This window comes from Chryseobacterium populi (genome assembly GCF_000282115.1).
Classification (GTDB): Bacteria; Bacteroidota; Bacteroidia; order Flavobacteriales; family Weeksellaceae; genus Chryseobacterium; species Chryseobacterium populi.
Genome location: NZ_AKJY01000062.1, coordinates 23,854 through 37,332, shown reverse-complemented (window position 1 = coordinate 37,332; position 13,479 = coordinate 23,854). Strand labels below are relative to the sequence as shown.

The 13,479-nt window shown below is 36.6% G+C and carries 15 protein-coding genes and 1 riboswitch; of the genes, 9 read left to right on the top strand and 6 right to left on the bottom strand.

What is annotated here, in order from left to right; genetic code table 11:
* Positions 1 to 33 precede the first annotated feature (33 nt).
* The 3 genes from PMI13_RS14345 to PMI13_RS14335 form a co-directional block, all read right to left on the bottom strand.
* Positions 34 to 417: an acyl-CoA thioesterase gene (locus PMI13_RS14345; RefSeq protein WP_007844913.1), complete on the bottom strand. Its 384-nt coding sequence runs from the start codon at positions 415 to 417 to the stop codon at positions 34 to 36.
* 118 nt (positions 418 to 535) lie between these two features.
* A riboswitch (cobalamin riboswitch) is annotated at positions 536 to 718 on the bottom strand.
* Between the two features lie 44 nt (positions 719 to 762).
* Entirely contained in the window at positions 763 to 1,563 is an 801-nt protein-coding gene (locus PMI13_RS14340) for a hypothetical protein (protein ID WP_007844911.1), read from the bottom strand.
* Between the two features lie 95 nt (positions 1,564 to 1,658).
* On the bottom strand, positions 1,659 to 3,806 hold the full coding sequence (locus PMI13_RS14335) for an endonuclease MutS2 (protein WP_007844909.1): 2,148 nt from the start codon (positions 3,804 to 3,806) through the stop codon (positions 1,659 to 1,661).
* A gap of 134 nt (positions 3,807 to 3,940) precedes the next feature.
* Here PMI13_RS14335 and PMI13_RS14330 point away from each other — a divergent pair, with 134 nt between their 5' ends.
* Together PMI13_RS14330 and PMI13_RS14325 are read left to right on the top strand one after the other, a co-directional pair.
* Entirely contained in the window at positions 3,941 to 4,450 is a 510-nt protein-coding gene (locus PMI13_RS14330; RefSeq protein ID WP_007844907.1) for a GNAT family N-acetyltransferase, read from the top strand.
* Positions 4,451 to 4,518: 68 nt separating this feature from the next.
* Positions 4,519 to 5,160, top strand: coding sequence for a uracil-DNA glycosylase (locus PMI13_RS14325; protein WP_007844906.1), 642 nt, complete (start codon positions 4,519 to 4,521; stop codon positions 5,158 to 5,160).
* On the opposite strand, the gene PMI13_RS14320 is transcribed toward PMI13_RS14325, so the two are convergent.
* The 3 genes from PMI13_RS14320 to PMI13_RS14310 form a co-directional block, all read right to left on the bottom strand.
* A complete protein-coding gene (locus PMI13_RS14320) occupies positions 5,147 to 5,647 on the bottom strand; it encodes a hypothetical protein (RefSeq protein ID WP_007844905.1) in 501 nt (166 codons plus the stop codon). The genes PMI13_RS14325 and PMI13_RS14320 overlap by 14 nt on opposite strands.
* Before the next feature lie 11 nt (positions 5,648 to 5,658).
* Positions 5,659 to 6,150, bottom strand: a complete 492-nt coding sequence (locus PMI13_RS14315; protein WP_007844903.1) for a DUF456 domain-containing protein — start codon at positions 6,148 to 6,150, stop codon at positions 5,659 to 5,661.
* 78 nt (positions 6,151 to 6,228) lie between these two features.
* Positions 6,229 to 7,416, bottom strand: a complete 1,188-nt coding sequence (locus tag PMI13_RS14310; protein WP_007844900.1) for a peptidase associated/transthyretin-like domain-containing protein — start codon at positions 7,414 to 7,416, stop codon at positions 6,229 to 6,231.
* A gap of 268 nt (positions 7,417 to 7,684) precedes the next feature.
* Here PMI13_RS14310 and PMI13_RS14305 point away from each other — a divergent pair, with 268 nt between their 5' ends.
* The 7 genes from PMI13_RS14305 to PMI13_RS14275 all read left to right on the top strand — a co-directional run bounded on the left by PMI13_RS14305 (position 7,685) and on the right by PMI13_RS14275 (position 13,474).
* Positions 7,685 to 8,947: a mechanosensitive ion channel family protein gene (locus tag PMI13_RS14305; protein WP_007844896.1), complete on the top strand. Its 1,263-nt coding sequence runs from the start codon at positions 7,685 to 7,687 to the stop codon at positions 8,945 to 8,947.
* Between the two features lie 232 nt (positions 8,948 to 9,179).
* The gene (locus tag PMI13_RS14300) at positions 9,180 to 9,899 is read left to right on the top strand and encodes a pyridoxine 5'-phosphate synthase (RefSeq protein WP_007844895.1); all 720 of its coding nucleotides are present in this window, start codon (positions 9,180 to 9,182) and stop codon (positions 9,897 to 9,899) included.
* Between the two features lie 116 nt (positions 9,900 to 10,015).
* Entirely contained in the window at positions 10,016 to 10,795 is a 780-nt protein-coding gene (locus tag PMI13_RS14295) for an alpha/beta fold hydrolase (protein ID WP_007844894.1), read from the top strand.
* A 113-nt stretch (positions 10,796 to 10,908) separates the two neighbouring features.
* A complete protein-coding gene (locus PMI13_RS14290) occupies positions 10,909 to 11,187 on the top strand; it encodes a microviridin/marinostatin family tricyclic proteinase inhibitor (RefSeq protein WP_007844893.1) in 279 nt (92 codons plus the stop codon).
* 45 nt (positions 11,188 to 11,232) lie between these two features.
* Positions 11,233 to 11,430, top strand: coding sequence for a microviridin/marinostatin family tricyclic proteinase inhibitor (locus PMI13_RS14285; protein ID WP_007844891.1), 198 nt, complete (start codon positions 11,233 to 11,235; stop codon positions 11,428 to 11,430).
* Between the two features lie 87 nt (positions 11,431 to 11,517).
* Positions 11,518 to 12,477, top strand: a complete 960-nt coding sequence (locus PMI13_RS14280; RefSeq protein ID WP_007844889.1) for an MvdC/MvdD family ATP grasp protein — start codon at positions 11,518 to 11,520, stop codon at positions 12,475 to 12,477.
* Positions 12,467 to 13,474: an MvdD family ATP-grasp ribosomal peptide maturase gene (locus PMI13_RS14275; protein WP_007844887.1), complete on the top strand. Its 1,008-nt coding sequence runs from the start codon at positions 12,467 to 12,469 to the stop codon at positions 13,472 to 13,474. The genes PMI13_RS14280 and PMI13_RS14275 overlap by 11 nt, the downstream gene beginning before the upstream one ends.
* Positions 13,475 to 13,479 lie beyond the last annotated feature (5 nt).

Below are 13,479 nucleotides of genomic sequence, written 5' to 3'. Positions count from 1 at the left end.
GGGGCGGCCGAAGGCCGCCCCGAAACTCACAATTTATAGAATCTGGATTGGTTTCTTGAAGTCATCAATTGCTACAAAAGTAAAGTCACCTACAATAGCACGTTCTCTTTCATAAGAATACATCTGCTCGGTGTAGATTTCAACATTTACCTTCATACTTGTGGTTCCCACATGAGCAACTTTTCCGATTAATTCAACAATCGTTCCGGCGGGAATAGGTTTTTTAAAATCTATTTTGTCGCTGCTCACGGTTACCACCCTTTTTCTTGCAAAACGGGTTGCGGTAATAAAAGCCACTTCATCCATTAATTGCATGGCTGTACCTCCGAAAAGAGTATCATAGTGATTGGTCGTGTTTGGGAAAACAGCTTTGAAAATCCGGGTTTCAGATGCTTGGATTCTTTCTTCTCTAGTCATATTTCATTATTAAATTAATGCGAATGAAATATATTTGAACAAACGGAAGAATAACAGGAACAACAGAGATTCCTGAAACAATCCATCAGATCAATAAACTTCAAATCGCGAAAGTTTCTTGTTTTTTAAGAAATAGGCAGGTCTCCTGACTTGTAACTTCCTTATTTCCTTCCCATACCTTTCTGTACAGTGGATTTTTAATAAAGACTTTCCGTTACTTACAGTTGCGCGACAGTTCGTGATTTTCACACGATTCCCTTTTAATCTGTACCTAAACAGAACCAGTTCCTGTGATGAATAAGTATTAAAAACTTTTTCAGTGACAAAAATAAGGAATTTGATGGATTATTCCGGACTTTTATAAATAATCTGACTGATCACCCGTCCTTCCTTTATCGTCCAGAATGTTGTATACCTGTTTTCACCACTTCCATTGATCATATAAAGAAAGATATGATCGTCATCGATGGAAGTAACCCCGATGTTATTGAAGTCCATGGTTGGCTGAAACATATTTTTAATCGCTTCTCTTACAAAAACAGAGCCTCTTCCGGGTTGCTGAACTCTGATCGATTTGATCTCTGTCATTCCTTCAGGAAGCTCATTGCCGATTCCCCAGGGCTTTATTTTATCGATTGTAAGAATTTTTCCGCTGGCATCCTTTTCCTGTTTGCGGTAGCTTGCATTGGAAGGATAAATATCGATGATTACTTTACTTCTTTGTGCAGCCGGTATTTTCGGATTGTTATTATCTGTAAAAATCAGTGACCGTCCATTCTTAGATTTGGAAGGGGTATATTGAGGCAGCTGATCGATAAATGCAATACGCTCCTTATTCACCATTCCTTCTTTATTAAGGCTGTCATATCTTACAAACGGCTTTTCCACTTCAGATTTTTCAGGGTATTTTATCCAGATCCATTCGGTTTCTCCCGGAGCCGGTTTTACATAAACAAAAACATCTCCTCTGCGCATGCGGATTTTGTCTACAATTTTTCGGTAATTATCCTTGGGAACACGTACCATTGCATAGCCTTCTTCTGCTTTTACAACTCCAAACGGAACTTTATTCTGCCCTTTTACAAAAGCTAAAGAAAACATACTGAAAACGCAAAGGTAAAAAGCTTTGTTTATGGAAATCATCATGAAAATTTTTTAACAGTCCAAATATATAAATTAAATGCTGTTTGCTCCTGAAAAATTGATATAAAGATTTGCCAGGCAGTTATCTTATTCTCAAATTAAATTCTTTCCAGCTCATCAGCATCAATGGTGGTTTTGAAAGTCCCGTAATTCACAATTACTTTGTTTCTTGAAATCTTTTCAATCGTTCCTACACTGGTGCTTCCGGTAATGCGAACTCTTTGTCCTATTTTCATCCAGACAGCACGGTCACTTTTACGTTTTTCCTCTATCTTTTCGTTGGTTTCCGTAATTTTTTCAATGACTTCTTCTTTTTTCAGCTGTTGGGTTATTTTTCTTTTGACAACCTGAAGGCGCTTCGTTTCATCTTTATCAGCACCAATTTTTCTGAACTTTTCCTGTTCCAGGATTTTCACGAAATCTTTTACAACATCTTTTCTTGATTTCCCTTTTACATAGCTGTCGATAAAAGTTTCGATCTTATTTCCAAACTGAAGCTTACGGTGTTCTTCCTCATACAGTTTTTGAAAATTAAAAAGCTTCTGCTGAAGCTGATCATTCAGTTTTTGCAGATTATCACGTTTATCTTCTACAGATTCTTTTCTTTCTGCAAGATCGGATTTCAGCTTTTCAACCTCAAATTTTTCCTGCTGAAGTTTTACAATGGTTTTATCAAGGTTTACAATGTCATGTTCTACTTTTTTCTTGGCAGAATGAATGATAAACCTCGGGATTTTATTCTTTTCAGCAACTTCAAACGTAAATGAACTTCCGGCCTGCCCGACTTCCAGTTTATACATCGGTTCCAGAGTTTCTTCATTAAACAGCATGGCTGCATTTTCAGCATTCGGAAGCTGTTCCACAACCAGTTTGATATTGGTGTAATGCGTTGTAATAATCGCGAAACTCTTCTTGTCATAGAAAAACTCAAGGAAGCTTTCCGCCAGGGCACCACCCAATTCAGGATCAGAGCCTGTTCCGAACTCATCAATCAGTAAAAGAGTATTGGCATCAGATTCCCGGATGATCCCGGACATTTTTTTCAGTCTTGACGAATAGGTCGAAAGATGGTTTTCAATAGACTGGTTATCCCCGATATCTGTCATGATTTTATCAAAGAAAAACATTTCGGATTTCGGATGTACCGGTACCAGAATACCACTCTGGATCATCAGCTGTAATAACCCCACCGTTTTCAGGGTAATGGATTTTCCTCCTGCATTCGGCCCGGAAATACAGATGATTCTGTTGTGTTCCGTTAAAGAAAGGGTTTGTGGGAAAATTGTTTTGTTTTCCGCCTTATTTCTCAACCATAATAACGGATGGAATGCATCTCTTAATCGTAACGTTTTATGACGGTTGATCTTTGGGAGAACTCCATTGATCAGTTCTGAAAACTTGGCTTTGGCTCTTGTTAAATCAAGATCAAAAATATAAATCTGATATCTCCAGAGCTGAGGCTGGAATTCTGCCAGTTCAGCAGTCAGTTTTCTCAGGATCTTATCGATCTCTTTTTTCTCTTCCTCTTCATTTTCACGGAGCTTAAAATAATGTTTTACCACACTGTCCGGCTGAATGTAAGTAATAGAACCGGTTTTAGAAAGCCCCAGCACTCTTCCCGGAACTCTTTTTTTGAACCCGGATTTTACCGCTAAAACTCTTTGGTCTTCAATAATACTTTCACGGATGTCATCCAGAAAATCGCTTTGTCCATAATTGAATAAGGCACGGTTGAAGTTTTCCTGAATCGCTTTCTTAGCAATCTGGATTTCTGATTTCAAAGTTTTCAGAACCGGGGAAGCTTCACTTTTCACTTCACCAAAACGATTGAAAACCTTATCAACTTTATCAATAATTTCTTTTTTGAATTCCAGTACGGAAACATCTTCCATTAAATTAGGAAAGGTTTCCGGCATTGTAGGGAAGAACTTCTGAAGTTTTCCTATCTGTTCCGTAAGCGTTTTTATTTTGATGAAAGCATTGTTTTCAAGACGGTAATTCTCAATCAGCATTAATTTAAGCTCAGTCTCAATATCTTCATATTCATCAAACGGAATCGCATTTGAACTTTCAAAACTCGATAAATATTCCGAAGTTTTCTTCAATGAAAGCTCTGCTTCGTCAATTTCCATCGGACGGAGTTGAAGAATTTTTTCTCTTGTTTTCGGAGAATACGCAAAAGGGGAAATTTCCGCGAGCAATTGCGGAAACTCTAATTCGTTTAAATCTTCTTTATTTATATACACCCTGCAAATTTAGTGAGAAAAAGTGAATCTGATCATGTGATAATTTGGAAATGAGTTAATTTGAGAATGTGATGATTTGAAATAAATAAGATGAATAATTTTTTGAATGATCCAGCTTTTATTAAATTTGAAATATGAAACTGGAAACCGAACGACTAATTTTAAAAGATATTGATGAATCTAATGTCGAAGATATCTTACGTATCCGAAGCAACGAAATCATCAATCAGTTTGTACAGAGAAATTCACCAAAAAACAATTATGATGCGCTGCAGTTTATTTTAACCATTAAAGAAAGGACACGAAATAATGAAACTTTTTATTGGGGAATTTCTTTGAAAGATCAGCCGAATCTTATTGGAACCATTTGCCTTTGGAACTTCTCTGAGGATCGAAAAAAAGCTGAAGTCGGTTACGAATTATTACCTGATTATCACAGAAAAGGAATAATGTCTGAAGCTTTAAGCGCAGTTTTAAATTACGGATTCAATGAATTAGATTTACAGGAAGTTTTGGCTTTTACCCATAAGCTGAATGATAACTCAAAAGGATTGCTTTTAAAGCATCATTTTATTTTGGAAGCAGATGAAAAAGATGAAGATTTTCCGGATAATCTGGTTTTTATACTAAAAAATAATAGGTAAATAAGATAGTATAAATTTAATTATTATATTACCACATTCTCAAATTCTCACATTCTCACATTGAAATTATGACCTGGACAGAAATTTTAGCTCCTATAAAAAATACAGAATATTTTACCAATCTTTGGGAAAAGGTAAAGCAGGAATATGCAACGACGAAAGTTTTTCCACCTAAAAACCAGATTTTCAGAGCCCTTGAGCTGACGCCTTTTGACGATGTTGAGGTGGTGATCATCGGGCAGGATCCTTACCATAATGATTACCAGGCAAATGGGTTGTGCTTCTCTGTTTCCGAGCAGGTTACCGCTCCGCCTTCACTTAAAAATATCTTTATTGAATTAAAAAACGATCTTGGAATTGAGAGAACTTCAAAAGAGCTGGATGACTGGGGAAAACAAGGTGTTCTTTTATTAAATGCAACATTAACCGTTCGTGCCCATTCCCCGAATTCGCACAAAGATTTAGGCTGGGAAAAGTTCACAGATTTTATTATCAAAGAGATTTCCGATAAAAAAGAAAATGTAGTTTTTGTATTGTGGGGAGCTTTTGCACAGAAAAAAGCCGAACTCATCGATCCGGCTAAGCATTTTATTCTGAAATCGGCGCACCCGTCACCATTTTCTGTACACAGGGGTTTTTTCGGGAGCAAACCTTTTTCAAAAATTAATGAATATTTGGTGTCAAAAGGGAAGAAGCCTATCTCATGGTAGGTTTTTCTCCGGTTTTTTTGATGGTGATCCCTATTTTATATTTTCCGGCCAGAGCTTTTGTGCCTCCCTGTGCATTGGGGAATGGTGATACTTCCGTTAAAGAAATAGTATATCCGTTAAATTCTGCAGACTGGAAATAGTTTCGCCCGGCATTTTCAGTGGTTGCCAGATGTAAGGTAACAGGTCGTGTTGCGGTTCCCATTACTTCAACATCGGCAACGGCAACTCCTGCCCAGACACAGTTAACTCCCTCCGGACAACGGCTGTCCTCGGAAATAGCTTTGAAAGTGACATTCATTTCATATTCTTTCAAAAATCTGTTTTCTCCTTCAGTAAAATAAAGGGTATTACCTTCTTTTTTCATTGCTTTGGTATCTTTGGTATTCGCAGTAGCAGATGTTTCCGTTGAGGTCTTTGTCTTCTTTTGAGCATTACAGCCGGTAAGTGTCAAAAGTCCTAAGCTGAAGATGATGGCTTTATGTAACATGATGTTCTTTTTTAAATAATATTAAGCATATTAAGTACTACTACCAAAAACATTGCCACACCGACTACAAGACTGAATCCCGTTCCGTAGATAAACCCGATAAAAGCTCCTTTGGTTGATTTAAGGGCCTTATCCATGTCTTTGCTGTCATGCAATAATTCCCCGATAAATACTCCTGCAAACATTCCGATTAAAAAACCTAACGGGATTGGGATAAACATTCCGACAATCGTCCCGACTATGGATCCTATACTTCCCCAGGTGGTTCCGCCATATTTTTTGTTGGTTTTAGCCGGGATTACATAATTGAGCACAGCAGAAGCTGCCGTAAGAATTCCGAAAGCCCAGACATAGACCATCGATAAATCGGCATCTGTTCCGAATTTGTAGATCAGTAAGCCTGCAAAACTTAATAGCAGCCCCGGTAAAATAGGAAGGAAAGTTCCTAAGATTCCCAGAAACAATAAAATAAGACAGACAATATTAATTAATGTAGTATCCATTCTTTAAAATTATATTGCAAGATATAAAAAAAGTGGCTTTCAAAAAGCCACTTGGAGAAGAGTCAAATATTAAAATTGTTACAGGTTTAAGATTACGTATTCTAAAATAGGTTCTGCTTTTCCAATATTTCCGGCCGCATGGTTGTGGAAAGTTGTATAATAAATTTTACCGCTTGCAGAGTTTCCGGAGCAAGGCCCCTGTGTGTCACCGTGAGCCTGGTGGGCAGACCATGCATTCTGATTAATCGTAATCGTTATATTGTTGCCATTTGTGGTATGATGGCAAATAGTGATCTGATTGTTGTTGGCTGTATTTCCTACAGGTACCTGAGGTGCATTAGGATCAGTGTAATGGCCTGTTCTGATCATTAATGGTTCATTATTTTTTTCAACAAGAACCTCCCAGAAAGTAGAATCATAGTTCTGAATTTTTTCCCATGCTGTCAAATCATAGGTGATGTCTAAGGTATTGAAGCCTAAAGCAGTAGCTAAAGGTACATCTGATACTGCACAATTGGTATAAGTGGTTGCCGTACCGATATTTTTTACACAAAGAAGATTATCATTGATGAAGCCACCTGCGGCGCTACACATTGTCGTATTGCTGTCACCACCCACGAGATATGCAGAAGCCCAGTCTGAGCTGTATAAACTTCCGCCATTCGCTACAAAAGTTGAAAGATTAGAGTAAACCATTGCGTCACTGCTTGGCGAAGAAGTCCCTGTCTGAGAAATTCCTCTCGATCCGCAGTTGAGGAAGATAATGTCGTATTGGGCAATTGTGTTAAGATTTTTCAGATCCTGATAAGTGAGTTCAGTAGCTGTATATCCTAAATTGTTAATGAGCTCTTCTATTTCATCATAACTTCCCTTTACATAAGCCATTTTTGCTATCTGGTTTAGTTTTGTTGCAGTAGCAGGAACTGTGATCGTTTCATTCTTTTTGATGGTTACAGGAGTTTCGGTTCTGAAATTCCGGCCGTCACCCGTCTGGATATGAAGGACTGTATTTCCTTCCGGAGCAGTAAGGCTGAAGTTTCCGTTCGAGTCAGAATACGTGTGGTACACTTTGCTTTCACTGTCGACGGTAAATACAAGGGCTCCACCAATGGGTTTGGTCCCGTTATTGGCAGAAACTTTTCCTTCAACTTTTCCGGTCTGGATCACATTGGGAGTTTCATCAGGAATGATGGATTCACCATCTCCTTTACAGTTCACTAAAAGCACGAATGTGCACAACAGAATAAATAAGTAGTTGTGTTTCATATTTAATTGATTTTGATTTGTTTAGTTTTCATCAAATTTAAAAAAATATTAATATATGATCAATGAAATTGTGATTATTTTTAATATTATTGATTGGATTTTTATTTATGATGATTTTTTTTATTTGTTAATAGTTGTTTTGACAGATTCAATATGGATTAAATTTTAAATAAAAAAACATGAAACACTAAAAATGAATTGTTTTGGGATGAAAATTGATGATTGAAGTGTAATAAAAATCAACCTTAAATTTCCTAAATTTGCCATAATGAAAAATGAGCTACAAGACACAAAAGACTTTTTGCAAAATATCAGCGATCAGATTCATTATTTTGTTAAAGATAATGTACATTCGGATCTGGTGCTTATTCTGCAGATCCTTTTAAAATTCCTGTTTTTAGCAGGCCTTGTCTTCGTGCTTGATTTTATTTTTAAATTTCTGGTCAATACGATAATCAAAAATTTTTTTGATAAAGAAAAATATCCCGTTTTAAAATCCATTTATCAGTCAAGGATTACGAATTCAATTGTGCATTTAGGGGCTTTGAGTTTTGCAGGATATGCCCTGCTTTCTGTTTTTTACAGGCATCCCAAAAGCTTTGCATTACTGGAACTGATCGTTAATGTATCTATTATTTTTGTTGTTGCCGGAATGTTATTCAGAGCTTTGACTGCGCTGAGGAACTATTTTGTGATCAAACAGGATTATTATAAAATAATGGCTCTTAATGCGATTTCCGAATCCATTAAGATTTTTGGAATTTTCATTCTCACAGTGGTAGGAATCTGTGTGATTTTCGGAATAAGGGGAACTACTATCTTAGGAAGCTTGGGAGCAATTACTGCGGTTCTGGTATTGGTTTTCAGAGATACAATCCTGGGATTCGTGACAGGTTTGCACGTAGCTACTTCCAAAAATATGAAAGTAGGAGACTGGATCGGTATCCCTAAATATAATATCGAAGGAAATATTTCTGATATCAGCCTTTTAACCACAAAAATCACCAATTTCGATAAAACAATTTCCACCATCCCGACTTATGATTTACTGACAACCGAAATCAAGAATCTTCAGGTGATGTCTGAATCAAACACGAGGAGAATTAAGAAATCAATTTATTTCAATATCAATTCATTTAAATTTCTGAATGACGAAGAGGTTGAACGATTAAAAGATATTAACCTGATTTCAGACTATCTTGAGCAGAAAAGCCTGGAAATCAAAAAAGAAAAGGAAAGCCTGGAGCATAATGATAAAACGATCAACGGAAGACAGCTTACCAATATCGGAGTTTTCAGATATTATGCCCAAAAATATATAGAAAATGATCCTGATGTTGATAAAAAAGGTGTGGTGATGGTTCGTCAGCTGGATATTACTCCTCAAGGTCTGCCTCTGGAAGTGTACTGTTTTGCTAATGATTCAAAATGGGAACGTTTCGAGCAGATCCAGGCTGATATCTTTGACCATTTGTTGGTGGCATCCAAAGAATTTGATCTTCAGGTGATGCAGGTGAGTGTGAAAGTTTAATTTTTAAAGGCTGGAAGTTAAATGTAGAGTGTAATCATATCTATATCACTTTAGCCCGCTAAATGTTGTAAATACATAAATGAAAATGTTGAAGCATAATCAAATGACCTGTAACTCGGACTTTAGTTCAGCTTCTGATTTTTCCGAAAAATAAAATAAAAAATAAAAGTTGGAATATAAAATAAAGAAGTTGATCCGGCTTCTGACATCTAACTTCTAACATCTTAAAATAATGACAAAACTAAGTGTAAACATTAATAAGATTGCAACATTAAGAAATGCAAGAGGAGGTGAAACGCCAAGTGTAACGGAAGCTGCAATAAAAATTCAGGAATTTGGAGGACAGGGGATTACCATTCATCCGAGACCTGATGAAAGACATATTACAAGAAAAGATGTTTATGATCTGAAACCTTTGGTAACTACCGAATTCAATATTGAAGGAAACCCTCACCGCCCGTTTATCGATATGGTGCTGGAAGTGAAACCGGAACAGGTGACTTTAGTTCCCGATGCTGATGATGCCATTACCTCTAATGCAGGATGGGATACCAAAAAGCACCTGGATTTTCTTAAAGAAATCATTGCCGAATTTAAAAATGCAGGAATCCGTACTTCAATCTTCCTTGATCCGACTCCGGAACTGGTTGAATATGCTGCAAAAACAGGTGCTGAAAGAATTGAGCTGTACACGGAAGCTTACGCAAAAAACTACCCAATCAATAAAGAACAGGCCATAAAGCCTTATTACGATACTGCTGTTGTCGCTGCGGATTTCGGTTTAGGACTGAATGCAGGGCACGATCTGAGCTTGGAAAATTTAAAATATTTTGCCGACACCATCCCGAATTTATTAGAAGTTTCAATTGGTCATGCTCTGGTTTCTGAAGCATTGTATATGGGACTGGAAAATACAGTTCAGGCTTATTTGAAGAGACTGGCAAAATGGTAGAATCAAATCGGGGATTGTAAGCCGGAATTAGCATGGGTGTATATAAATGGACATCTTAGTACCAATACTAATTCCTGGTCTTCTGACCTTTAATTTCTAACTTCTTAATAAAAAATATGGAAATTTTAAACTCAAAAATATTTGGCGAAAATCTTTCGTCTACACCGCTTTTAGTATTTCATGGTTTATTCGGGATGCTTGATAACTGGGGCAGTTTCGGAAAAGATCTGGGTGAGTTTTTACCTGTTCATCTTATTGACCTGAGAAATCATGGAAGAAGCTTCCATTCTGACAGTATGTCACATGATGATTTAGCCGATGATATTGCGCATTATATGGAACATTACGGTATTGAAAAAGCCCATGTTCTCGGACATTCTTTAGGGGGGAAAGCAGTGATGCAATTTGCCGTCAATTATCCTGAAAAAGTTGAAAAGTTGATTGTTGTCGATATTTCTCCGAAGGCCTATCCTCCGCACCATCAGGGGATTATCAAAGCACTGGAAACCGTTGATTTTGATAAAGTAGGCTCCAGAAACGATGTTGAAGCGGTTCTGACTCAATATATCCCGGAAAAATCTACGATTCAGTTTCTGGCCAAGAATTTATACTGGGATGATAATAAAAAACTGAACTGGAGATTTAATCTTAAAACATTATCTGAAAAGTATAGCGAATTTGTTTCTAATGCAATAAAATTTGGAGTTTTTGAAGGTGAAGCTTTATTCATTTCCGGGGAAAAGTCCAATTATATTCTCCCTCAGGATGAATTTGCCATTAAGCAGCAATTCCCGAAAGCAAAAATTGTCGTGGTAAAAAATGCAGCCCATTGGGTTCAGGCAGATAATCCTGTTGAATTCAGTAATGTTGTTAAAGAATTTTTGAATTTAAGTTAATGTAATTTCGTTATTATTATGATTTAGTTAAAATTATCTTAAAAATGAATGTTATTTCTCTACGTGTTGAAATTTTTACTACTTTAGGTTTCTAATAATTAAAAACTTTAACCATGAAAAACAAAAACAAGAAAAAACCATTTTTTGCTTCGTTTTTAGAGAAACAAATTCAGGATCCTGAAAAAGTAACCGGCGGTGGCGGAATTGTTACTTCCCCTACTTCGGATGTACTTACTCTTCCTACGAGAGATAATATTACTTCTCCTCTTGCAGACAATGTAACAACTCCGGGGAATGATAGCGTAACATTGAAATATCCTTCTGATAATGATGAATCAGGTCCCGGGCCAATTCATCCGTTTGATCCTACATCACCGGTAGATCCGTTCTAATAGAAAAATTCTTCAAGATATTAATTTAAACTAAACCAAAACATTATGAAAAACAAGAGCTCAAAAAAGAAGCCTTTTTTCGCTTCATTCTTAGAAAAACAATTGAAAGATCCTCAAACTGTTACAGGTGGCGGACCTGATATTACAATCCCGGAAAGAGATGTAGTTACAAAACCAACTCTGGATATGGCTCAAACCATGAAATATCCATCTGACGGTGATGATGATGTACCAACAGTATAATGAATTGTTTGTATAAAAGATAAAACATAACAATCATCAATAAAGGAAACTTACACTCTAAGTTTCCTTTTTTAATAACAAAAGGCAATGATTCTCTGTATCACCCATTCCAATGATTTCTACAATATTGATATTTTTTTTGAATATCTTACCTCTAAGAATATTCCCTATTTCAGGCTGAATTCAGACCGTCTCAACCATCTTCAGAAAATAAATATCAATGAAAGTTTTTTTGAGCTGACGGATGAATACGGAAATACAATTGATTCCCGGAATATAAAAGCCGTGTGGCACAGAAAAGGATGGCAGATCAGCATTCCTGAAGAACTGGATGAAGAATATAAACAGATTTTTCTCAATGAATACGGAAGTCTTCGCTACAACCTTCATACCTCTCTGGAAGATGTCCCCTGGATCAATCCGTATGAACAGGAGAAAAAAATAGACGGAAATAAATTATATCAATTGAGAATTGCGCAGAAAAATAACCTGCTTATTCCTAAAACACTCTTTTCGAATGATGAGGAAAAAATTACTTCCTTCTTTCATGAACACTGTAATGGAAAAGCTGTTGCCAAGCTTCATGGAGTCATTTCAAAATCTATGGATGGGGGAGACCTGCTTTCCACAACGATTATTGATGAAGATAACTTAGAGCATATTGCAGATATTGCTTATTGCCCGATGATCTTCCAGCCTTATATCGGGAAGGAGTATGAATTGAGAATCATCTATATTGATGGTGAATTTTTTACAGGAAAAATCAATAACAGCGAAAATGCAGACTGGCGTACAGGCGATAAAGATTATTTCTGGATTTCCTATGACCTGCCGGAGAATATTAAAAATAACCTTACCCTCATGATGAAGGAAATGGGGCTTTATATCGGAGCTGTTGATATGATCAAAGGAAAAGACGGAAACTATTATTTTTTAGAAGTCAACCCACAGGGAGAATGGGGAATGCTGCAGAAAGAGCTGAATTTTCCCATCGCAGAAAAAATTGCAGATAACCTTATAAAAAGAATGAAAACCAATGAACAATAAAATTTTAATTATAACCCATACCGCAGATAATTTTTCAATTGAAAAAGTAACTGACTATATTGCGAAAAACGGTTTTGAAGTCATCCGTTTTGATGTTGATCTATACCCTTTGCAAAATAGATTATCAACCACTTTCCAGGATGGGCAATGGATAAGTACCCTGGAAACTCCCGATGCAAAACACCGTTTGGATGATATTACAGCAGTCTGGTACCGGAGAGCTTATAATATGGGGAACGGACTTAAAGAAGAAATTGATGCCAAATTTTATGGGGCAGCAATGGGTGAAATACGTACTACACTTTTCGGATTTCTGGAATCTATTGATACCTATGCCTTAGGAAAGCCTAGTGTTTACAGAAGATTAGACAGTAAGGAAGAGCAGTTGAAAATAGCTGATAAAATAGGGTTTAAAATTCCTGAAACCTGTATTACCAATAACCCTGAAGAAGCAAAAAGCTTTATTCTGAAGCATCAGAATGTAATCGGAAAGATGCAGTCCGGTTTTGCAATTTATGAAGACGGTGTTGAAAGCGTAGTTTTTACGAACGTAATTGAAGAGGAAAAATTGGAAGATTTAGATTCTTTATTGTATTGCCCGATGCAGTTTCAGAAGAAAATTGAAAAGAAAAAAGAATTGAGAGTTACCGTGGTAGGCCGTGATGTTTACGCTTTTGAAATAGACTCGCAGAAATTTGATGATGCAAAAGTAGACTGGAGAAAAGACGGGGTAAACCTGATCGATAAATGGATGCCAACAGAACTTCCCAGAGATATCGAAGCCAAAATTCTTGAGCTTCTGGATGTATATAACGTAGACTATGGCGCAATGGATATCATCGTTTCCCCTGAAGACGAGTATTATTTCATTGAAATCAATGCAGCCGGAGAGTTTTTCTGGTTAGATAACCTTACCGAAGAAAACCTTATTTCAAAAAGTATTGCAGATCTTTTATGTGATAAAGCCCCGAGAAGAAACAACGTGGTTTTAGTCTGAAAATA

What these genes read in the sequence shown, in the direction of transcription:
- PMI13_RS14275 (WP_007844887.1), top strand. Translation starts at nt 12,467, where the DNA reads ATGAACAATAAAATTTTAATTATAACCCATACCGCAGATAATTTTTCA.
- PMI13_RS14320 (WP_007844905.1), bottom strand. Translation starts at nt 5,647, where the DNA reads ATGTTACATAAAGCCATCATCTTCAGCTTAGGACTTTTGACACTTACC.
- PMI13_RS14310 (WP_007844900.1), bottom strand. Translation starts at nt 7,416, where the DNA reads ATGAAACACAACTACTTATTTATTCTGTTGTGCACATTCGTGCTTTTA.
- PMI13_RS14285 (WP_007844891.1), top strand. Translation starts at nt 11,233, where the DNA reads ATGAAAAACAAGAGCTCAAAAAAGAAGCCTTTTTTCGCTTCATTCTTA.
- PMI13_RS14315 (WP_007844903.1), bottom strand. Translation starts at nt 6,150, where the DNA reads ATGGATACTACATTAATTAATATTGTCTGTCTTATTTTATTGTTTCTG.
- PMI13_RS14330 (WP_007844907.1), top strand. Translation starts at nt 3,941, where the DNA reads ATGAAACTGGAAACCGAACGACTAATTTTAAAAGATATTGATGAATCT.
- PMI13_RS14300 (WP_007844895.1), top strand. Translation starts at nt 9,180, where the DNA reads ATGACAAAACTAAGTGTAAACATTAATAAGATTGCAACATTAAGAAAT.
- PMI13_RS14280 (WP_007844889.1), top strand. Translation starts at nt 11,518, where the DNA reads ATGATTCTCTGTATCACCCATTCCAATGATTTCTACAATATTGATATT.
- PMI13_RS14345 (WP_007844913.1), bottom strand. Translation starts at nt 417, where the DNA reads ATGACTAGAGAAGAAAGAATCCAAGCATCTGAAACCCGGATTTTCAAA.
- PMI13_RS14340 (WP_007844911.1), bottom strand. Translation starts at nt 1,563, where the DNA reads ATGATGATTTCCATAAACAAAGCTTTTTACCTTTGCGTTTTCAGTATG.
- PMI13_RS14295 (WP_007844894.1), top strand. Translation starts at nt 10,016, where the DNA reads ATGGAAATTTTAAACTCAAAAATATTTGGCGAAAATCTTTCGTCTACA.
- PMI13_RS14325 (WP_007844906.1), top strand. Translation starts at nt 4,519, where the DNA reads ATGACCTGGACAGAAATTTTAGCTCCTATAAAAAATACAGAATATTTT.
- PMI13_RS14305 (WP_007844896.1), top strand. Translation starts at nt 7,685, where the DNA reads ATGAAAAATGAGCTACAAGACACAAAAGACTTTTTGCAAAATATCAGC.
- PMI13_RS14290 (WP_007844893.1), top strand. Translation starts at nt 10,909, where the DNA reads ATGAAAAACAAAAACAAGAAAAAACCATTTTTTGCTTCGTTTTTAGAG.